Annotated in this window: 19 protein-coding genes; 11 read left to right on the top strand and 8 right to left on the bottom strand. The window is 63.8% G+C overall.

What is annotated here, in order from left to right; genetic code table 11:
- Positions 1-51 precede the first annotated feature (51 nt).
- Entirely contained in the window at positions 52-1,287 is a 1,236-nt protein-coding gene (locus tag N7E70_RS07720) for an ABC transporter substrate-binding protein (protein ID WP_263005992.1), read from the bottom strand.
- A gap of 190 nt (positions 1,288-1,477) precedes the next feature.
- On the opposite strand from N7E70_RS07720, the gene N7E70_RS07715 reads away from it, so the two are divergent.
- From N7E70_RS07715 to N7E70_RS07675, 9 genes are all read left to right on the top strand, one after another.
- Positions 1,478-2,248 carry an SDR family oxidoreductase gene (locus tag N7E70_RS07715; protein ID WP_263005991.1) on the top strand — a complete coding sequence of 257 codons (771 nt, stop codon included), beginning with the start codon at positions 1,478-1,480 and terminating at the stop codon, positions 2,246-2,248.
- A 5-nt stretch (positions 2,249-2,253) separates the two neighbouring features.
- Positions 2,254-3,318 carry an ABC transporter ATP-binding protein gene (locus N7E70_RS07710; RefSeq protein ID WP_263005990.1) on the top strand — a complete coding sequence of 355 codons (1,065 nt, stop codon included), beginning with the start codon at positions 2,254-2,256 and terminating at the stop codon, positions 3,316-3,318.
- Complete coding sequence (locus N7E70_RS07705) at positions 3,315-4,196, top strand: MurR/RpiR family transcriptional regulator (protein ID WP_067957457.1); 882 nt, start codon at positions 3,315-3,317, stop codon at positions 4,194-4,196. The genes N7E70_RS07710 and N7E70_RS07705 overlap by 4 nt, the downstream gene beginning before the upstream one ends.
- A complete protein-coding gene (locus tag N7E70_RS07700) occupies positions 4,197-4,670 on the top strand; it encodes a hypothetical protein (protein WP_067957455.1) in 474 nt (157 codons plus the stop codon).
- A 156-nt stretch (positions 4,671-4,826) separates the two neighbouring features.
- Entirely contained in the window at positions 4,827-5,666 is an 840-nt protein-coding gene (locus N7E70_RS07695) for a MurR/RpiR family transcriptional regulator (RefSeq protein WP_154385639.1), read from the top strand.
- Between the two features lie 19 nt (positions 5,667-5,685).
- Positions 5,686-6,807 (top strand): ABC transporter substrate-binding protein, encoded by a 1,122-nt coding sequence (locus N7E70_RS07690; RefSeq protein WP_067957449.1) that lies wholly within the window; start codon positions 5,686-5,688, stop codon positions 6,805-6,807.
- Between the two features lie 118 nt (positions 6,808-6,925).
- Positions 6,926-8,671, top strand: coding sequence for an ABC transporter permease (locus tag N7E70_RS07685; protein WP_185910314.1), 1,746 nt, complete (start codon positions 6,926-6,928; stop codon positions 8,669-8,671).
- Positions 8,668-9,762: an ABC transporter ATP-binding protein gene (locus N7E70_RS07680; RefSeq protein WP_263005989.1), complete on the top strand. Its 1,095-nt coding sequence runs from the start codon at positions 8,668-8,670 to the stop codon at positions 9,760-9,762. The genes N7E70_RS07685 and N7E70_RS07680 overlap by 4 nt, the downstream gene beginning before the upstream one ends.
- Entirely contained in the window at positions 9,762-10,367 is a 606-nt protein-coding gene (locus N7E70_RS07675; RefSeq protein ID WP_067957442.1) for a histidine phosphatase family protein, read from the top strand. Before N7E70_RS07680 ends, N7E70_RS07675 begins: the two co-directional genes overlap by 1 nt.
- Before the next feature lie 452 nt (positions 10,368-10,819).
- Here the strand turns inward: N7E70_RS07675 and N7E70_RS07670 are convergent, their stop codons facing one another.
- From N7E70_RS07670 to N7E70_RS07640, 7 genes are all read right to left on the bottom strand, one after another.
- Positions 10,820-11,215, bottom strand: coding sequence for a c-type cytochrome (locus tag N7E70_RS07670; RefSeq protein WP_067957437.1), 396 nt, complete (start codon positions 11,213-11,215; stop codon positions 10,820-10,822).
- Positions 11,216-11,355: 140 nt separating this feature from the next.
- Positions 11,356-11,736 (bottom strand): cytochrome C oxidase subunit IV family protein, encoded by a 381-nt coding sequence (locus N7E70_RS07665; RefSeq protein WP_154385642.1) that lies wholly within the window; start codon positions 11,734-11,736, stop codon positions 11,356-11,358.
- 9 nt (positions 11,737-11,745) lie between these two features.
- On the bottom strand, positions 11,746-12,468 hold the full coding sequence (locus tag N7E70_RS07660) for a heme-copper oxidase subunit III family protein (RefSeq protein WP_154385643.1): 723 nt from the start codon (positions 12,466-12,468) through the stop codon (positions 11,746-11,748).
- A 12-nt stretch (positions 12,469-12,480) separates the two neighbouring features.
- Positions 12,481-13,185: a cytochrome c oxidase subunit 3 gene (locus tag N7E70_RS07655; protein ID WP_263005988.1), complete on the bottom strand. Its 705-nt coding sequence runs from the start codon at positions 13,183-13,185 to the stop codon at positions 12,481-12,483.
- Positions 13,182-14,954: a cytochrome c oxidase subunit I gene (gene ctaD, locus N7E70_RS07650; RefSeq protein ID WP_154385645.1), complete on the bottom strand. Its 1,773-nt coding sequence runs from the start codon at positions 14,952-14,954 to the stop codon at positions 13,182-13,184. The genes N7E70_RS07655 and ctaD overlap by 4 nt, the downstream gene beginning before the upstream one ends.
- A 70-nt stretch (positions 14,955-15,024) precedes the next feature.
- Complete coding sequence (locus tag N7E70_RS07645; protein ID WP_192314180.1) at positions 15,025-15,870, bottom strand: cytochrome c oxidase subunit II; 846 nt, start codon at positions 15,868-15,870, stop codon at positions 15,025-15,027.
- A gap of 238 nt (positions 15,871-16,108) precedes the next feature.
- Positions 16,109-16,306 (bottom strand): heavy-metal-associated domain-containing protein, encoded by a 198-nt coding sequence (locus tag N7E70_RS07640; protein ID WP_067957421.1) that lies wholly within the window; start codon positions 16,304-16,306, stop codon positions 16,109-16,111.
- On the opposite strand from N7E70_RS07640, the gene N7E70_RS07635 reads away from it, so the two are divergent.
- Together N7E70_RS07635 and N7E70_RS07630 are read left to right on the top strand one after the other, a co-directional pair.
- A complete protein-coding gene (locus N7E70_RS07635; RefSeq protein ID WP_154385647.1) occupies positions 16,281-16,514 on the top strand; it encodes a hypothetical protein in 234 nt (77 codons plus the stop codon). The genes N7E70_RS07640 and N7E70_RS07635 overlap by 26 nt on opposite strands.
- A 63-nt stretch (positions 16,515-16,577) precedes the next feature.
- Positions 16,578-19,100, top strand: a complete 2,523-nt coding sequence (locus N7E70_RS07630; RefSeq protein ID WP_263005987.1) for a heavy metal translocating P-type ATPase — start codon at positions 16,578-16,580, stop codon at positions 19,098-19,100.
- Positions 19,101-19,141: the final 41 nt, after the last annotated feature.

The following is a 19,141-nucleotide window of genomic DNA, read 5'->3' as shown; positions in this document are numbered from 1 at the left end:
AAAGGGAACCGGCGGCGCACCCAGTGCGCCACCGGCGGAAGGGCGAAGAGACTACTTCTTCAGGATGCCGTCGGCCTTAACAGCTGCTTCCTTGAGAAGGGCTTCCGGATCGCCCTCGCCAAGATAGACCTTCTGCATCGCATCAGAGGTGATCTGGGCGATTTCTTCCCAGCCCGGAATGACCGGCGCGAAGCGGGCGTCGGGCAGGAGTGCCGTGAAGGCGGCGAGGTCGGCGTTGTTGACGTAGTAGTCCATCTTGGCCTCTTCCTTGTTCACCGGCAGGAAGCCCTCGCCCTGGGTGAACTTGGCGCGCCAGTCGGTCTGGAACAGGAAGTCGAGCAGCTTCCAGGCCTCGTCCTTGTTCTTCGAGTTCTTGAACATGACGATGGAATCGGTGACCCCATAGGTGCCGCGTGCACCGCTGGGACCAGCCGGGATGGCAGCGACGCCATATTTCAGGTTCGGTGCTTCTTCCTTGATCTGGTTGGACAGGAAGGGGGCTGTGATCATCATGCCGACCTTGCCCTGCTTGAATAGGTTCTGCACGTCCTCGCGCGCATAGGAGGTGACGCCGGGTTGGGTCAGCCCCTCGTCGATAAGCGACTTGTAGAGCCTGGCCGCCTCGATGGCGCCGGCGCTGTCGAGGCCCGAGCTGCCATCCTTGTCGAGGATCTCCGAGCCTTGCGACCACATCGCGTAATAGTAATAGACGTCGGTCTCGATTTCCTTGCCCTGCAAGCCGTAGCCATAGTTCTCGCCGCCCAGCGCCTTGATCTTGGCGGCAGCGTCCTTGAGCTCGGCCCAGGTCGCCGGCGGGTTGGCGACACCGGCCTTTTCGAGCAGTTCCTTGTTGTAATACATGGCGCGCGCCGAAGCGGCGATCGGCAGGCCGTAGGTCTTGCCGTCCATGATCGAGGGCGACAGGAAGGTATCGATGAAACGGCCCTTGAAGTCGGGCGTGATGTAGCTGTCGAGCGGCTCAGCGACGTCCTGCTGGACGAAGTCGATCAGCCAGCGCGTACCGATGATCGACAGGTCCGCATTGGTGCCGGCGGTGATGTCGGTGGTCAGCTTCTGCAGCAGCACATCCCACGGCACGACCTCGAACTTGACGTCGATGCCGGGATTGGCCGCCTCGAACGCCTTTTCCACTTCCTGGAAATAGGGGCCGGTCTTCGAGCTGTATTCGGCGACCGTCACCCGGACCTCGCCGGCATTCGCCTGGGCTGCCAAGGCCAGCACGCTCAACCCGGCCAGCAGGCCGCTCTTCCACTTTGAAATCGCCATGTCGGTGTTCCCTTGCTCCCGCGGGCGCAGGCCCGCTCCTCCAGCGCTTCACGCGCCTGTTTGATTAAGTGACTTTCTTACATTATCGGCGATTTTCGGCATATCAAGCGATTTTCTTTGTTGCTTAATTACATTTTCAGCCATAGTCCTGAAGGCAGAAAGCGGCCAAGATCGCTGTGGGAGCACAGAATTGAACCTAGACGACGAGTTTCGGCAAAAGTCCGTCCTGATCACCGGAGCCGGCGGCGGCCTCGGCCGGGTGCTGGTAACTATTTTTGCCGCGCGTGGCGCCCGCGTCATCGGCTGCGACCAGTCGATCGAAGCGATGGACGGGCTCGATCTCGCCGGCCGCCACAGCTTCGACCTGACCGATCGCGCCAGACTGGAAGCCGCCTCGCGCAAGCTGGTCGAAGCTGACGGCGTGCCCGACATCGTCATCAACAATGCCGGCTGGACGCGCGCCGAAACCATGCCGGCGCTGACCCAGGAGCGGATCGAAACCGAGATCGACCTCAACCTGACCGGCGTCGCCAGCCTCACCAACGCATTGCTCAAGCCGATGGTCAAGCGCGCCTCGGGTACCTTCGTCTTCATCTCCTCGGTCAACGCGCTGTCGCACTTCGGCAATCCGGCCTATGCGGCTGCCAAGGCCGGCATCAATGCCCTGTCGCGCGCCATTGCTGTCGAGCACGGTCGCCAGGGCATCCGCGCCAACGTCGTCTGCCCGGGCTCTATCCATACGCCCGCCTGGGATCATCGCCTTGCCAAGGACCCCGCGATCCTGGGCAAGCTGCAGCGGCTCTATCCGCTTGGCCGCATCGTCAATGCGCAGGAGGTGGCCGAAGCGGTCGCTTTCCTCGCCTCGCCGCGCGCCTCAGGCATTACCGGCACGGTGCTGCCTGTCGACGCCGGGCTGACCGCCGGCTGCCTGCCTTTCATCGACGACATATTGGGAGCGTGAAGACCATGACCGGCGTGACCTTCCGCAACCTGTCCAAGTCGTTCGGCCAGCACAGCGTGCTCGACAACATCAATCTCGACATTCCGAGCGGCGAGTTCGTCGTGCTCGTCGGCCCCTCCGGCTGCGGCAAGTCGACCTTGCTGCGTATGCTGGCTGGGCTCGAACCGATCAGCCATGGCGATCTTCTGATCGGCGGCGTGCGCGCCAACGACCTGCCGCCGCAGAAGCGCAACATCGCCATGGTTTTCCAGTCCTATGCGCTGTTTCCCCATCTCACCGCGGCCGAAAACATCGGCTTCGGCCCGAAGATCAGAGGTGAGGCAGCGGCGGCGATCGATGCCAAGGTGAAGAACGCCGCTGCCATCCTCAACTTGCATTCCTATCTCGACCGCTATCCGCGCCAGCTCTCCGGTGGCCAGCGCCAGCGCGTCGCCATGGGCCGCGCCATCGTGCGCGAACCCTCGGTGTTCCTGTTCGACGAACCGCTTTCCAATCTCGACGCCCAGTTGCGCGTCCAGATGCGCACCGAGATCAAGGCGCTGCATCAGCGCTTGAAATCGACGGTGGTTTACGTGACACACGATCAGATCGAGGCCATGACCATGGCCGACCGCATCGTCGTCATGAACCAGGGAAAGATCCAGCAGGTGGGTGCACCGCTCGAACTCTACGACAGACCGGCCAACAAGTTCGTCGCGAGCTTCATCGGCTCGCCGTCGATGAGCTTCGTCTCGGGCAGGCTCGGTGCGGCGGGCGCCTATTTCGAGACGGCCGACGGCGAAAGACTGGCGCTGAACGGCAGCCGCGCGTCGGCCTTCGCAGGCGCGGTCGAGGCAGGCATCCGGCCGGAGCACTTCGTCATCAGCGGCACCGATGCGGCGATGAAGCTCAGGATCGACGTCGTCGAGCCGACCGGTTCCGAGACGCACATCTATGGCGCGGTCGGCGGCGAGCAGGTGCGCGCCGTGTTCCGCGACCGCGTGTCGGTCAAGCCGGGCGAGACGCTGCCGGTGACCGCCGATCCCAGGAACATCCATCTTTTCGACAAGGCAACCGGCCTGCCCGTATGAGCAACATCGCCGACATCATCACCCGGCTTCAGGTCATGGCGCAGGACGGCTCCAAGTCCGACAAGCGCCTGGCCAGCCTTGTGCTGTCGGATCTCGACTTCGCTTCCAAGGCCGCCATTTCGGAGATCGCCGCGCGTGTCGGCGTCAGCGAACCGACAGTTACCCGCTTCTGTCGCAACCTCGGCTGCGACGGCGTGCGCGATTTCAAGTTCTTCCTGGCACAGGCCATCGCCATCGGCGGCCAGTATCTCAAGCCCGAGCCGCTGAGCCGCGACGCACGCGAGCAGCGCATCGCCTCCGCCGTCACCGAAGCCGCTGTCGTGGCGATCCAGCGCGCTTCGGACAGTCTCGACATGGGCACGCTGATCTCGGTGGCCGAGCGGCTTTCGGCCTCGCCGCACATCTTGTGCTTCGGCTCCGGCGGCATCTCATCGATGATGGCGACGGAGTTGCAGAACCGCCTGTTTCGCCTCGGCCTGTCTGCCGTGGCCCAGGTCGACGGCCAGCTGCAGCGCATGTACGCGGCGGTCGCCAGGCCCGAGTCGACCGTCGTTGCCTTCTCCGTTTCCGGCCATGCCAAGTCGGTGATCGATGCCGTGCAGGTCGCCCGCCAATATGGCGCGCAGACCGTCGCCATAACCGCGCCCGGATCGGCACTGGCCAAAGTCGCCGACATCGTCATCCCGTTCCAGCCGATCGAGGACGGCAACATCTACAAGCCAACCTCATCGCGTTTCGCCCTGCTCGCCATCCTCGACATGATCGCGACAGCCACCGCCGAATCCCGCGGCACGAACGTGCTCGAAGGCCTGCGCCGCATCAAGCAAAGCCTCAGCATGCTGAAGGTCGACGACCCAAGACTTCCCCTAGGTGACTGAATGAACTCCAGGCAGAACCCCTTCCCCGACGACATCGACCGCGCCCGGATCTGGGAGATGCTGGTCGAGCGCGATATCGCAGCCTTTGTCGATCAGGACTGGTCGATGGTTGCGGACGACTTCGACGAACAGCGCTTCCTCGGCATCCATGCCCACAACGCTGCCAATCCTGACGACTGGAATGCCGCCTTTCCGTCGCTCGGGACCTATCGCGACGAGTGGCTGCGCCAGGCGGCCGAGACGGCTGCAACCGCCTATGCCGAGCCGCTTGCCGACGGCATCTTCCGCGCCACGAACCTGACCGAGATCGACATATCAGGCGATGTTGCCCTGGCGCGCAAGAAGTTCGACGGCACCATCCGCCGCGCTGACGGCAGCGACGACGTGCTGAACTGGCAGACGCTCTACTTCTGCCGCAAGCAGAACGACCGCTGGAGGATCACCGGCTTCGTCGGCTACATGAAATACAAATAGGCTTGCGGCCTGTCCGAACTCTCCAGGCGCCCCGAGGGCGCCTTTTTCGTTTTCCGCCATCTGGTCCCTGCAAGGCAGAAAGTCTGATCTTGCAACCTTTGCGCTTGACTGCAAGATATCTTGCATCTTAAGAGTCGAGCGCAATATGGATGCAAGATGATGACGCTGCTGGATCGCATCAAAAGCCATTCGACCCGCCTCACCGGGGCCGACCAGCGGCTCGTCTCGGCCTTGCTCGAAAACGCCGCCGAGGCAGCCTTCCTCTCGAGCGCCCGGCTTGCCGAACGCGCCAGCGTGCATGAGGCGGCAACGACCCGCCTCGCCCAGAAGCTCGGCTTCAAGGGCTATCCAGAACTGCGCTCACAGCTGCAGCGCGAGCTTGTCGAGAGCCAGGACGCCGCCGAGCGAATGCGCCGCTCCGTCGCCAAGGTCGAGCATGGTGACTTTCTGCTCGACCTGATCGACAGCGAGATCGCAGCGCTCGAGCACCTCCGCCTTGCCGTTTCGCAAGACAGCATCAACCGCGCCGCCGACATGATCGTCGATGCCAAACGCATCTTCCTGTTCGGCCAGGGCCATGCCCAGTCGATCACCCAGTTCCTGCGCCGCCGGCTCGACCGCTTCGGCATGACCACCATCGTGCTCGAAGGCCGTGGCCGCGACATCGCCGAGCGTGTCGTCGGCATGCAGCAGGGCGACCTCGTGCTGGCGCTCGCCTTCCGCAAGCAACCAGCGAGCTATGCACCACTGGTCGAGCATTGCCACGCGCAGGGCGCCAAGGCGGTGCTCGTGACCGACCTCGCCGGCACGATGATGCAGCCGGCTGTCGACCTCGTGCTGGCGGCACCGCGCGGCCGCTCGGGCAGCGAATTCCAGACGCCGACGGTGCCGTTCGCCATCGTCAACGCCATTCTTCTGACCATCGCCGGCCGGCACCAGACCCGCGTCATGGGCGCGCTGGAGCGCCTGTCCGGCCTGTTCGACGAATTCGATTGAGAAAACCTGGGAGGGAAAGATGCTCAAGTCGATGAAATGGGCGCTGTTTGCAGCGGTCGCCATACTGCCCCTGACGGCAAGCGCCGCCGAACTCGACGCGATGAGCGTCAAGGAACTGCTGCCGCTGGCACAGAAGGAAGGCAAGGTCACCGTCTTCTCGCTGTCGAGCCGTATCGCCAAGGTGGAGAAAGCATTCGAGGAGGCCTATCCCGGCATTGACCTGGTCGGCATCGACATGAGCTCGGTCAAGCAGATCGCCCGCGTCGTCGCCGAGCAGACCGCCGGCGTCAACGCCGTCGACGTACTCTACATCGCCGACACGCCGGTGGTCTATGAGGACCTGGTCAAGACCAACCGTGTCGTGCCCTACATTCCGCCACGCGTGGCGGGCGAACTCGCCGACGAGCACAAGACGCCGCTTCTGACCCAGCGCCTGTCGACCAAGGTTTTGATGTACAACGAAGTTGCCAATCCCAATGGCGCGCCGGTCAAGAACCTGTGGGCACTGACGACGCCGGAATGGAAGGGCCGCGTGCTGATGGTCGATCCTCTGCAGCGCGGCGAGCTGCTCGACCTCTTGGTCGAGTTCTCGCTCCGCCCCGACGAAATGGCCAAGGCCTATGAGGCGCAGTTCGGCAAGCCGATATCAGTCGACAGCGACCTGCAGGGCGCCGGCGAGCAATTCGTCCGCGACCTCTTTGCCAACGACCTCGTCCTAGTGCCCAACTCCGATGTCATCAACAAGGCGATCGGCGACAAGACCGCCAAGAACCCGCCAGTCGGCTTCGCCACCTATTCCGACCGCCGCGACAACGAGAAGGAAGGCTGGGCACTGCAGGTCGCCAACGACGTCGAGCCGTCCAACGGCATCCTGTTCCCGGCGGTTCTCGCACTGGTCGACAAGGCGCCGAGCCCGGCGGCAGCGCGGCTTTTGATCGACTTCATGATGGGCGACGATTCTGCCACCGGCGGACCGGCCTTCGAGCCCTTCAACGTCGCGGGCGACTATGCCGTGCGGCCGTCGATCAAGGACAACGCCGACTCCGTGCCGCTCAAGGAGCTCAAGGCCTGGCGCATCGATCCGGTGAAGACAGCCGCTGCCCGCAAGCGTATTGCAGACCTGGTGCTGACGCTGCAATGACCGCGGCCGGACCGGCGCCTTGGGGGAGGCGCCGGTCTGTTCTCCGTGCCCAGTTGTCCGCCGCCTCGTGTTGCCGCGGCACCGTTGCCCGCGCACTGCAATTCCCGGAAAGAATGTCATGTCCGCCGTAACAACATCCGTGTTGTCCCGGAGAGGCTTTTTGCGCTCCGAAACACTCGTTCCCATCATCCTGATCCTTGTCGTCGGCATCCTGGTCATCGCGCCGCTGGTCAAGATTGTCCTGTCGACGCTGACCATCGAAGGTCGTGACGCCTGGCAGGCGGTGCTGGCCTCGAAAATGTCCGAAAACCTGTGGTGGCGCCCGCTCTTGAACACGGTGCTGCTCGGCATCGGCGTTGCCACAGGCTGCCTTTTGATGGGCGGCTTCCTTGCCTGGCTCGTCGTGCTCACCGACGTGCCGGCGCCAAGGACGCTCGGCCTGCTCGCCACTCTGCCCTTCATGATCCCGAGCTTTGCCGCGGCCCTTGCCTGGGGTGCTTTATTCCGCAACAGCCGGCTCGGCGGCTCGGTCGGCTTCTTCGAGGCGAACGGCTACATCGTGCCCGATTGGCTCGCCTGGGGCCTGTTGCCGACATTGATCGTGCTCATCGCCCACTATTATTCGCTTGCTTTCACCGTCATCTCGGCGGCCTTGAGCTCCATCGGCGCCGATCTCGTCGAGGCAGCGCAGGTCGCGGGTGCCAAGCGCTCGCGCATCTTCTTCGGCATCATCCTGCCGGTGGTCACACCGGCGCTGATCGCCGCCGCATCGCTGACATTTGCCGGTGCCGTCTCCAACTTCGCCGCCCCTGCCCTGCTCGGCCTGCCGGTCAGGATGCAGACGCTGTCGACGCGCCTGTTCGGGATGATCGAGACCGGCCAAACCGAACGCGGCTTCGTCATCGCACTGCTTTTGATCGTCGTCTCCGCCTCCTTCCTCTGGCTCGGCGAGCGCCTTGTCGCCGGCCGCAAGAACTTCGTCACCGTCACCGGCAAGGGCGGCCGCACCAAACGCTTTCCGCTTGGCAGATGGCGCTGGCCGCTGTTTGCAGTCGCTGTCCTGCTCTGCCTGCTCACCACCTTCCTGCCGGCGCTGATCCTCACCGCCTCCAGCTTCGCCTTGCAGAACGGTTCGCTGTTCTCCAACTGGACGACGCATTTCTGGATCGGCGAAGGCGGCACCGACATGGCCCAGGGCCAGGCCGGCATCTTCCGCAATCCGGTGCTGATCGAGGCGCTGTGGATGACGCTGAAGCTGGCTGTCACGGTGGCGATCACCACCATGGCGCTCGGCCTGGCGCTGGCCCACACCATCGCCCGCAACAAGGGCAGCGTGCTCGCAACCGTCCTCGGCCAGGTCTCGTTCACCCCGATCCTGATTCCCTCGATCGCCTTCGCCGCCGCCTATATCGCGCTGTTCGGGGCGCCGATCGGACCGTTGCCGTCGCTCTACGGCACCTTCCTCCTCCTGGTGCTTGCAGCCTCGGCGCATCTCTTGCCTTATGCCGTGCAGTCGGGCCGCTCGGTGCTCGGCCAGATCTCGGCCGACATCGAGGAAAGCGCGCGACTGACCGGCGCCGGCTTCTTCCGCCGCATGGGCGCGATCATCATGCCGCTCGCCATCCGCGGCCTGCTCGCCGGCGCCCTGCTGGTCTTCGTCAAGATCGTCCGCGACCTGTCGCTGGTGGTGCTTTTGTTCACCTCGACCTCGCCGGTGCTCAGCATGCTTGCCTACCGCTATGCCGCCGAAGGCTTCATGCAGTTCGCCAACGCCATCACCATGGTGATCCTCGTCCTCTGCGTCATCGCCACGCTCCTGGCGCACCGCCTGCAGAACCGTGTCCAGAAGTGGAAATCCGCATGAACCCCGCCAACGGCAATCCGGCTGCGATCGCGATCCGCAACGTCAGCAAGCGTTTCGGCAGCTTCACCGCCGTCGACAATGTCGACATCTCGGTGCCGCAGGGCGCGTTCCTGGTGCTTGTCGGCCCGTCCGGCTGCGGCAAGTCCACGCTGCTCAGGATGCTCGCCGGACTGGAAATACCGAGCGAAGGCGAGATGGCCTTCATGGGCCGCACCGTCTCCGACGGCACGCGCGGCCTTGTCGCCGACGCCGGCGGCCGCGACGCCGGCCTCGTCTTCCAGAGTTATGCATTGTGGCCGCATATGACGGTCGCCGGCAACATCGAGTGGCCGCTCAGGGTGGCCAAGTGGAGCAAGGCGGATCGTGCCGCGCGCGTCGACGAAGTGCTCGGTCTGCTTGGCATCTCGGCGCTGAAGGAACGCTACCCGGCCGAGATCTCCGGCGGCCAGCAGCAGCGCGTGGCGATTGCCCGCACCATCGGCCCCAAGCCGAGCATCCTGTTGTTCGACGAGCCTTTGTCCAACCTCGACGCCAAGCTGCGCATCGAGATGCGCAGCGAACTGATGCGCATCCACCGCGCCACAGGTGCCACCTCTGTCTACGTCACCCACGACCAGGTCGAGGCGATGACAATGGCGAGCCATGTCGCTGTGCTCAATAACGGCAAGGTCGACCAGTTCGGCGCGCCGCTCGAGCTTTTGGAAAACCCGCGCACGACCTTCGTCGCCACCTTCCTCGGCACGCCGCCGGCCAATCTCATCTCGGTGACGAAACAGGACGGTGGCCTCGTCTATGATGGCCTACGGCTGGCCGATGCGCAGCGCGCCAAGGCGCATGACGGCGTCCAGCTTCTCTACCGCGCCCATGACATCAAGGTCGGCGACATCGAGGGGCAACCTGCGATCACCGCGCGCTTCGAGGAAGCCGCCCCTATCGCCGGGCGCACCATGGTGACGGCATTTTCCAACGGCCAACGGCTGACCGCCATGGCCGACGGCTATTTCAGCGCGGCGATCGGCGACCAGATCCGCCTCAGTTTCCTGGGCGAGCCGAGCGCGGTTTTTGCAATGACTGGTGAAAGGATCGACTGATGAGATTGGTAATGGTGCGCCATGGCGAGACCACCTGGAATGCCGAGCACAGGCTCCAGGGCCACGACAACGCGCCGCTATCGCCGCGGGGCATCAGGCAGGTCGAGAGTTTTGCGTCCTTCGCCAGGGCGATGGCGCCCGACCGCGTCGTGGTCTCCGACCTCGGCCGTACGCGCCAGACAGCAAGCCTGCTCGGCTATGGCGACGCGCCGCTCGACCCGCGCCTGCGCGAGATCGATATGGGCAACTGGACCGGCCGTATCAAGCACGAGCTCGAGGCCGAGCGTCCGCACGAATATCTCGCCTGGCGCGCCGGCACCTTCACCCCCGACAGCGGCGAGGCATGGGCGGATTTCTGCGCCCGCATCGTCGAAGGGTTGCGGGACTGCCTGAAGAAGTGCAACGGCGACACGCTCGCCATCGTCCATGGCGGTGTCATCCGCGCTGCCTGCCACGCCTTCCTGGGGCTGCCGCCCTCACGTGTCGTGCCGGTGACACCTGGTACTGCAACGATACTGAGCTTCGATACGGCCTACGCCCCGACGGCACGGCTCGAAGCCTACAACATCGCGGCTGTGGCGCCCGATTTCGACGCACCGGACTAGCGCAATTCCAGCAAAAAGTGTGCGGCGGTTTTCCGTCCGGAATTGCGCAAAAACAAGAAGATAGAGAGTTTCCGCGAAGACAAGAAAGAGGAAACGCTCTCGACGCTCGCAACTGGTCTGAACAGGCCCGTGCCTAAGGAAATGGTGCGGCTTCCGTGGTCTCCCAAGGAATGCCGCAATTTCCCCCCGCAAAGAGGCAGCAATAGCTAGATATTTAAAACGCAAACCTGCAATACAGACCGGGTCTACAATCGCAGCGCCGCCATCCGCAATGCCGCCCGGAAAATGCATTTGCATCCGCCGGGCGCTAGGGCGCCCGCCCAGTCATGAACACCATTTGGGCAGCGGCGGCATCCCCCGTTTGGAGGATGCCGCACAATAAATGTGCATATGTTGCAGAAACTGCTCGCGAGGCACGAGTTGCCTGCGAGCATCCGGCTGCCATCTTGCGGCTACTTCGACATCTCTTCGATATATGCAATCACATTGGCGATGTCGGTATCGTCCTTGAGACCGGCAAAAGCCATCTTGTTGCCCGGGACCTTTTCTTTCGGCATCTTCATGTAGGCGGCGATATTGGCCTCGTCCCAGACTAGGCCGCCGGCGCCCGCCTGCTTCATCGCATCGGAATATTTGGCTTCAAAACTCGGCAGCGTGCCGGCCGTGCGGCCGATGACACCATGCAGCGATGGGCCGATCTTGTTCTTGTCGACCGCCATGTCGTGGCAGGCCATGCATTTGGTGAAGACCTTTTTGCCGGCGGCCGCATCGCCCGCCGCATGAACCGGATTGGTGGCTAGAACCGAAGCTGCAAGAAGGGCTTGAGCGCCCCATGCCGTCAGTTTCATGGCTATCTCCTCACTGTGGCCGGCGCATTGCGCCAACGGGCGCGATACTAATCCGGCGCAAGGCAACGCGCCATGCGCCATTCCGTTGCAGCTTGCCGTTGCAACTGCCGCGGCAAGGAAGGGCGGCTGGTGGACGTGGCTTATCCCGCGCCGAAGGACAGCACGCGGGTGATTTCGGTGTAGCGGGATTCGATCACCATGATTGCGACGAACACCAGGATCACCAGCGGCGGCACGATGATGGCGTAGCTCAGCGCAAGCCGCTCCCAGGCCATGTGCATGAACACGGCAACGATCAGTCCCGCCTTCAGCATCATGAAGATCAGGATCAGGCTCCATCTCAGCATACCCTGAAGGGCGAAATAATCGACCGCGTAAGAGCAGGCGCTGAGGATGAACAGCCAGCCCCAGACCACCAGATAGAGCTTGATCGGGTGCTGTTGCCCTTCGGCATGCGCCATTGCCGGAGCGGGAGCCGCATGTCCGTGCAGCCCGTGATCCTGCGCCTCTGCCTGTGCCATCGCTTCACCTCACCAAAGATAGAAGAACGCGAAAATGAACACCCACACCAGATCGACGAAGTGCCAGTAGAGCCCCATGATCTCGACGCTCTCATACTGGCCGCGCCGGCTGGTGAAGAACCCCCGCTCGCCGGTCTCGTAATCGCCGCGCCAGACCTTGCGCGCGACGATCAGCAGGAAGATCACGCCGATCGTCACGTGGGTGCCGTGGAAGCCGGTGATCATGAAGAAGGTCGAGCCGAACTGTGCCGCACCCCACGGGTTCTCCCATGGCCGCACGCCCTCGCTGATCAGCTTGGTCCACTCGAAGGCCTGCATGCCGACGAAGGTGGCGCCAAGTAGCGCGGTCAACAGCATCAGGACCGCCGTCTTCCTGCGGTCGCGGCGGTAGCCGAAATTGACCGCCATCGCCATCGTGCCGGACGACGAGATCAGCACGAAGGTCATGATCGCGATCAGGATCAGCGGGATGTTCTGGCCGAACAGATGCAGGGCGAAGACCTCGCTCGGGTTCGGCCACGGCACGACCGTCGACATGCGCGCGGTCATGTAGGACAGCAGGAAGCAGCCGAAGATGAAGGTGTCGCTGAGCAGGAAGATCCACATCATCGCCTTCCCCCAGGACACGCCCTTGAAGGCGCGCTGGTCCGACGACCAGTCGGCGATGAAGCCGCGCAGGCCCGGCGGCCGCGGCGCAGTGTGGTCGACATGTCCCAGCGAGGTCTCGGCCATCGGCGTGTCCTCCTAGCTCAGCAATCTGCGGCAGATGTCGATGAAGTCGGCCGCCCAGCCCATCAGTACGGCAAACAGCACCAGCCAGACGACGAGCAGCGCGTGCCAGTACATGGCGCACAGCTCTGTCGTCAGCACGAGCCGCGCAAGCTTGTCGCCGCGCCATGCCCTGACATTCGCCCGGCCAAGTACGAAGAGCCCGCCGATGATGTGCAGGCCATGCATCGCGGTGATCAGGTAGAAGAAACTGACCGCCGGGTTGTCGGCGGCGTAGTAGCCGCCAGCGGCAAGATCGCGCCATGCCAGCAGCTGGCCACCCAGAAATGCCACCGACGCCAGCGCTCCGGTCAGCAGCGCGAGCTTGAGATTGTCGAGCTGGCCCTTGTGCGCGGCTACCACCGCGCATTGCAACGCCACGCTCGCCAGCACCAGCATGCCGGTGTTGAGCCACAAAAGCCACGGCATCGGCGTCGCCTGCCAGTCGGCATAGGCCATGCGCATGAAATAGGCGCTGATCAAAAGCGCGAAAATCGCGCCGACGACAGCGAGGAAGACCCCGAGCCCGATCTTCGCCGGATGCATGACCGGCGCTTCCGTCTCGGGAAAGGCGTCGATCGGACCGACCTCGAGCCAAGGCTTCGACATCAGCCGCTGCCGCGCCAGCCACCAGCCGGCAATCGCGGTGACCAGGCCCAAGAAGATCAGGATGGCGCTCATGCATGCCCGCCTTGCGTTACCGGGCGCGGGTCGTTCTGCGCGATGAAGTCCTCGGGCGCGCCGGGCACGCTGTAGTCATATGCCCAGCGATAGACGACCGGCAGCTCCTTGCCGAAATTGCCATGCGGCGGCGGCGTGCCGGCGGTCTGCCATTCCAGCGTCGTCGCCCGCCATGGATTGTCACCCGCCTCCTTGCCGTGGCGGATGCTCCAGAACAGGTTGAACAGGAACACCAGCTGGGCGAAGCCGACGGTGAGTGCCGCAACCGTGATGAACTCGTTCAGCGTGTGAACCGACGGCGGGATGAAGGCGGTGTCGCCGAGCTCGGGATAACGCCGGGGAACGCCGACCAGCCCGACATAATGCATCGGAAAGAAGATCAGATAGGCGCCGATGAAAGTGACCCAGAAATGGAACCGGCCCATGAACTCGTTGAGCATCCGGCCTGATATCTTGGGATACCAGTGATAGATCGCGCCGAAGACCACGAGGATCGGCGCCACGCCCATCACCATATGGAAGTGGGCAACCACGAACATGGTGTCCGACAACGGCACGTCAACGACGACGTTGCCGAGGAACAGGCCGGTCAGCCCGCCATTGACGAAGGTGACGATGAAGGCGAGCGCAAACAGCATCGGAATGGTCAGGTGGATGTCGCCGCGCCACAATGTCAGCACCCAGTTGTAGACCTTGATCGCCGTCGGCACCGCGATGATCAGCGTCGTGGTGGCGAAGAAGAAGCCGAAATAGGGGTGCATGCCCGAGACATACATATGGTGCGCCCAGACCACGAAGCTGAGTGCGCCGATACCGACGATGGCCCACACCATCATGCGGTAGCCGAAGATGTTCTTGCGGGCGTGCGTGCTGATCAGGTCGGAAACGATGCCGAAGGCCGGCAGCGCCACGATGTAGACCTCGGGGTGGCCGAAGAACCAGAACAGGTGCTGGAACATGATCGGGCTGCCGCCATTGTGCGGCGACTGCTCGCCCATCTCGACGATCGCCGGCATGAAGAAGCTCGAGCCGATGGCGCGGTCGAACAACATCATCACGCAGGCGACGAACAGCGCAGGAAAAGCCAGCAGCGCCATGACGGTCGCCGTGAAGATGCCCCACACCGTCAACGGCAGCCGCATCAGTGTCATGCCGCGCGTCCGCGCCTGCAGCACGGTCACGACATAGTTGAGGCCACCCATGGTGAAGCCGATGATGAACAGGATCAAAGACACCAGCATCAGGATGATGCCCGGCCCCGTGCCCCCCGGCGTGCCAGACAAGATCGCCTGCGGCGGGTAGAGCGTCCAGCCGGCGCCGGTCGGCCCGCCGGGCGCAAAGAAGCTTGCCACCAGCACCAGCACGGCGAGGAGGTAGATCCAGTAACTCAGCATGTTGACGTAGGGAAATACCATGTCCCTGGCGCCGACCATCAGTGGGATCAGGTAATTGCCGAAGCCGCCGAGGAACAGCGCGGTTAGCAGGTAGATGACCATGATCATGCCGTGCATGGTCATGAACTGATAATAGGCCTCGGGCGTGATGAAATCGAAGGTGCCGGGAAAACCGAGCTGCAGCCGCATCAGCCAGGACAGCACCAGCGCGACGAGCCCGATGGCCAGTGCCGTACCCGAATACTGGATCGCAATGACCTTGGCGTCCTGCGAGAAGACGTACTTCGTCCACCAGCTGTGCGGATGGTAAAGCTCCATCTCGCCCACTTCGGCCGGCGGGATGAGGTCTGCTCCATGCGGCGTGACATCGACCATGCGTGCACCCTGTTGCTCTATGCCTCTGCTTTCGCGGTGAGGCCGCCTTCGAGCGGTCGCGCCGTGTCTCCTATTCCATGCTGGCCGTGACTTTGCCCCGGTCGACCAGCACGCCAACCTTGGCGGGACCGCTCAACTGGGCAAAGGTCGACTGCTGCTGCAGCCATGTCGTGTAGTCCTGCGCGGTGTCGACCATGACTATGCCGCGCATGAAGCCGTGCCCGGTGCCGCAGAGTTCCGCGCACAGCACCTCGAAGGTTCCCGTCCGTGTCGGGGTAAACCAGAAATAGGTGACCATGCCCGGCACCATATCCATCTTGGCGCGGAACTCGGGCACGTAGAAATCATGCAGCACGTCGATAGAGCGCAACAGCATCTTGACTGGCTTGTCGATCGGCAGATGCAGGTCGGCGGCCTCGACCACGACGTCGTCCTGGCCGTTCGGGTCGTCGGGATTGATGCCGAGCGGATTGTCGGAGCTGACAAGGCGGGCATTGGAGGTGCCGAGCTTGCCGTCGGCGCCGGGCAGCCGGAAGCTCCACTGCCATTGCTGGGCAACGACCTCGACCTCGGTCGCATCCTTGGGCACGGTGACGAATTGCTTCCAGACATAGAGACCAGGCGCCAACATCGCCGCCACGCCAATGGCAGTGATCGCTGTCAGCCAGGATTCGAGCTTCTTGCTTTCAGGCTCGTAGGCGGCCTTCTGCCCTTCCTTGTGGCGGAAGCGATAGACGCAATAGGCCATGAACAGAACGACCGCCGAGAAGACGGCGCCGGTGATCCAGAAGGTCGCAACGAGAGTGCTGTCGATGTAGCCCCAGTTGGAGGCTATCGGCGTCCACCACCAAGGGCTCAGCACGTGGAACAGCACCGAGCCAATGACAACAAGAACGAGTACGAGCGCTATGGCCATCCTCTGTCCTCCCGGCATTCCAGGGGACGCTGTCCCTTGAGGAAGGCCAGCCGCATCATAGCTTGATTTGGCGCGGAAATACTAGGGGATGAGGGCGGTTGCAGGTTGCGTCATGTTCGCGCGGCCACTTGTGGCTGCGGAAACTCTTGCGCGGCAAGGTTTATGCTGTCGAAGGCGAAGTCAAACCAAGCGGGCGGCGCACCGCCCCCGGTCGCGCCGCCCTTCCGGAAGGCAGGCTTCAGACAGCCTGGGCCGGATAGCCGGCGGCGTCGAGCGCCTGGGCCACCTTGGCGGCATCCGCCGCGGTTTCGATCGAGACGGTTTGCGCCTTCAGGTCGATGTCGATGCGGGCGGCAGCGTCCACGCTCTGCACGGCCTTGGTCACCATGCCGGCGCAATGACCGCAGGTCATGTCGGGAACATTCATCTTCAGCATTCAAGAAATCCTTGGTTGGGCCGGCATCGCGCCGTTCCTGCAATCTGGTGTTTCCAGCTACAGGAAGGTCAATCGATTTGTCGATCACGGATATGTTACCAGCTTGGGATTGCGCGAAAACCCGGAAGATCCGGCACTCTCCATCAGGAAAGTTCAGTATTTTCAGCATGTTGACCAAATCGACGATAATCGCAAAAAGTTCTATTGACCTTCCCAACGCTGGAACCCTTAGACCTCTGGGCCGAAAGTGATTAACTAGAGGTCCGCACCGATGAACGCTCCCTTGAACCTGGCAACGACAAGACAAAGCTTCCCGATCGAGGGCATGACCTGCGCGTCCTGCGTGCGCCGCGTCGAGAAGGCGATTGCGGCTGTCCCCGGCGTCGTCACGGCATCGGTCAACCTCGCCACCGAAAGCGCCGATGTGAGCTTCGACGCCGACGTCAATTCCGACGGCGTCATCGCCGCGATCCGCAATGCCGGCTACGACGTGCCGGCCGAGACGATCGCAGTCGAGATCGAGGGCATGACCTGTGCCTCCTGCGTGCGTCGGGTCGAAAAGGCCATCGCCGCAGTGCCCGGCGTGACGACGGCTTCAGTCAATCTTGCCACCGAACGCGCCACTATCGAGACGCTGGGCGGCACCGCCCGCTCGGCCATCGACGCCGCCATCCGCAAGGCCGGCTACGAGCCGCGCCGGACCGACCCGTCGGTCGCGGCCGCCAGCAGCGACAGCCGCGAAGAGGCGCGCAATCGCGAGTTCTCCCACCTCAAGCGCGACTTCGCCGTCGCCGCCACCCTCACCCTGCCGATCTTCGTGCTGGAGATGGGCCGGCATGCCATCCCGGCGCTGCACCACTGGTTGATGATGAACGTCCCCCAGCAGCAGCTCTACATCGCCTTCTTCGTGCTGGCGACCATCGTCCAGTTCGGTCCCGGCCTGCGCTTCTACAGGAAGGGTGTGCCGGCACTGCTGCGCTTGGCACCAGACATGAATTCGCTGGTCGTGCTCGGCTCCACCGCCGCATGGGCCTATTCGGTCGTCGCCACCTTTGCGTCGGGCCTGCTGCCGGCCGGCACCGCCAACGTCTATTACGAAGCGTCGGCCGTCATCGTCACGCTGATCCTGCTCGGTCGCGTGCTCGAGGCCAAGGCCAAGGGCCGCACCTCCGAGGCGATCAAGCGGCTTGTGGGCCTCCAGGCGAAGTCGGCGCGTATCGAGCGCAACGGCAGCTTCGTCGACGTCCCGCTCGATGAGGTTGTCTTCGGCGACGTCGTCCAGGTGCGTCCCGGCGACAAGGTTCCGGTCGACGGCATCGTGCTTTCAGGCTCGTCCTTCGTCGACGAATCGATGATTTCGGGCGAACCCATTCCCGTCAGCAAGGGCGAGGGTGCGGAGGTCGTCGGCGGCACGATCAACAAGACCGGCAGCTTCACCTACCGCGCCACCAAGGTCGGTGCCGACACGCTGCTGGCCCAGATCATCCGCATGGTCGAAACGGCCCAGGGCTCGAAGCTGCCGATCCAGGCAATGGTCGACAAGGTCACCGCCTGGTTCGTGCCTGCCGTGATGGTGGCAGCGGCTGCGACCTTCCTCGTCTGGCTGGTCTTCGGCCCCCAGCCGGCCGCCACCTTCGCGCTGGTCAACGCCGTTGCCGTCCTGATCATCGCCTGCCCCTGTGCCATGGGTCTCGCCACGCCGACCTCGATCATGGTCGGCACCGGCCGCGCCGCCGAACTCGGCGTCCTGTTCCGCAACGGCGAGGCGCTGCAGTCGCTGAAATCGACCGAGGTCGTAGCGCTCGACAAGACCGGTACACTGACCGCCGGCAAGCCTGTCATGACCGATCTGGACGTCGCCCAAGGTTTCAACCGCACCAAGGTGCTGGCGCTGGTGGCAGCCGTCGAGTCCCAGTCGGAGCATCCGGTTGCGGCAGCCATCGTCGCAGCGGCCAAGGATGAAGGCCTTGTTCTGGCCGAGGTCGGTTCCTTCGAGGCGGTGCCCGGCTTCGGCGTCAGTGCCAGCGTCGGCACCCACCACGTCGCCGTCGGCGCCGACCGCTACATGGCCAAGCTCGGCATCTCGGTGAAGGGCTTCGCCGAGACGGCGATCCGCATGGGGCTCAAGGCCAAGACCCCGCTCTATGCGGCGGTCGACGGCAAGCTGGCTGCGGTGATTGCGGTCTCCGACCCGATCAAACCGACGACGCCGCAGGCGATCCGCGCCCTGCACGACTTGGGCTTGAAGGTGGCGATGATCACCGGCGACAACCGTCGCACGGCCGAAGCCATCGCCGCCCAGCTCGGCATCGACGAGGTCGTCGCCGAGGTTCTGCCCGACGGCAAGGTCGACGCCGTCAAGCGCCTGCGTGCCGGTGGCCGGGCAGTGACCTTTGTCGGCGACGGCATCAACGATGCGCCGGCGCTCGCCGAGGCCGATGTCGGCATCGCCATCGGCACCGGCACTGACGTTGCGATCGAAAGCGCCGACGTGGTGCTGATGTCGGGCGACTTGCTCGGCGTGACCAACGCCATCGCCCTGTCGAAGGCGACGATTGCCAACATCAGGCAGAACCTGTTCTGGGCGTTCGCCTACAACGCCGCTCTCATCCCGGTCGCGGCGGGCGTGCTCTACCCGGTCAGCGGCACGCTGCTGTCGCCGATGCTGGCGGCGGGCGCGATGGCAATGTCGAGCGTCTTCGTGCTGGGCAACGCGATGCGGCTGAAGCGCTTCAAGGCTCCGGCCCGTGCTACCACCGTATCCGGCGCACCGTCGTTGGTCCCGGCCGAATAAGTCAGTCCAGCGGCCTGCTTGGGGGCGCGTGCGACCGGAAC

Source organism: Aminobacter sp. NyZ550 (assembly GCF_025628925.2).
Taxonomy (GTDB): Bacteria; Pseudomonadota; Alphaproteobacteria; order Rhizobiales; family Rhizobiaceae; genus Aminobacter; species Aminobacter ciceronei.
Note: the sequence above shows the minus strand (reverse complement) of the source record. Positions and strands in the feature narration are given on the sequence as shown.

Bases quoted from the DNA above. Each gene is read 5' to 3' on its own strand.
- N7E70_RS07720 (WP_263005992.1), bottom strand. From the start codon at position 1,287: ATGGCGATTTCAAAGTGGAAGAGCGGCCTGCTGGCCGGGTTGAGCGTG.
- N7E70_RS07710 (WP_263005990.1), top strand. From the start codon at position 2,254: ATGACCGGCGTGACCTTCCGCAACCTGTCCAAGTCGTTCGGCCAGCAC.
- N7E70_RS07705 (WP_067957457.1), top strand. From the start codon at position 3,315: ATGAGCAACATCGCCGACATCATCACCCGGCTTCAGGTCATGGCGCAG.
- N7E70_RS07700 (WP_067957455.1), top strand. From the start codon at position 4,197: ATGAACTCCAGGCAGAACCCCTTCCCCGACGACATCGACCGCGCCCGG.
- N7E70_RS07695 (WP_154385639.1), top strand. From the start codon at position 4,827: ATGATGACGCTGCTGGATCGCATCAAAAGCCATTCGACCCGCCTCACC.
- N7E70_RS07690 (WP_067957449.1), top strand. From the start codon at position 5,686: ATGCTCAAGTCGATGAAATGGGCGCTGTTTGCAGCGGTCGCCATACTG.
- N7E70_RS07685 (WP_185910314.1), top strand. From the start codon at position 6,926: ATGTCCGCCGTAACAACATCCGTGTTGTCCCGGAGAGGCTTTTTGCGC.
- N7E70_RS07680 (WP_263005989.1), top strand. From the start codon at position 8,668: ATGAACCCCGCCAACGGCAATCCGGCTGCGATCGCGATCCGCAACGTC.
- N7E70_RS07675 (WP_067957442.1), top strand. From the start codon at position 9,762: ATGAGATTGGTAATGGTGCGCCATGGCGAGACCACCTGGAATGCCGAG.
- N7E70_RS07670 (WP_067957437.1), bottom strand. From the start codon at position 11,215: ATGAAACTGACGGCATGGGGCGCTCAAGCCCTTCTTGCAGCTTCGGTT.
- N7E70_RS07665 (WP_154385642.1), bottom strand. From the start codon at position 11,736: ATGGCACAGGCAGAGGCGCAGGATCACGGGCTGCACGGACATGCGGCT.
- N7E70_RS07660 (WP_154385643.1), bottom strand. From the start codon at position 12,468: ATGGCCGAGACCTCGCTGGGACATGTCGACCACACTGCGCCGCGGCCG.
- N7E70_RS07655 (WP_263005988.1), bottom strand. From the start codon at position 13,185: ATGAGCGCCATCCTGATCTTCTTGGGCCTGGTCACCGCGATTGCCGGC.
- ctaD (WP_154385645.1), bottom strand. From the start codon at position 14,954: ATGGTCGATGTCACGCCGCATGGAGCAGACCTCATCCCGCCGGCCGAA.
- N7E70_RS07645 (WP_192314180.1), bottom strand. From the start codon at position 15,870: ATGGCCATAGCGCTCGTACTCGTTCTTGTTGTCATTGGCTCGGTGCTG.
- N7E70_RS07635 (WP_154385647.1), top strand. From the start codon at position 16,281: ATGTCGGGAACATTCATCTTCAGCATTCAAGAAATCCTTGGTTGGGCC.
- N7E70_RS07640 (WP_067957421.1), bottom strand. From the start codon at position 16,306: ATGCTGAAGATGAATGTTCCCGACATGACCTGCGGTCATTGCGCCGGC.
- N7E70_RS07630 (WP_263005987.1), top strand. From the start codon at position 16,578: ATGAACGCTCCCTTGAACCTGGCAACGACAAGACAAAGCTTCCCGATC.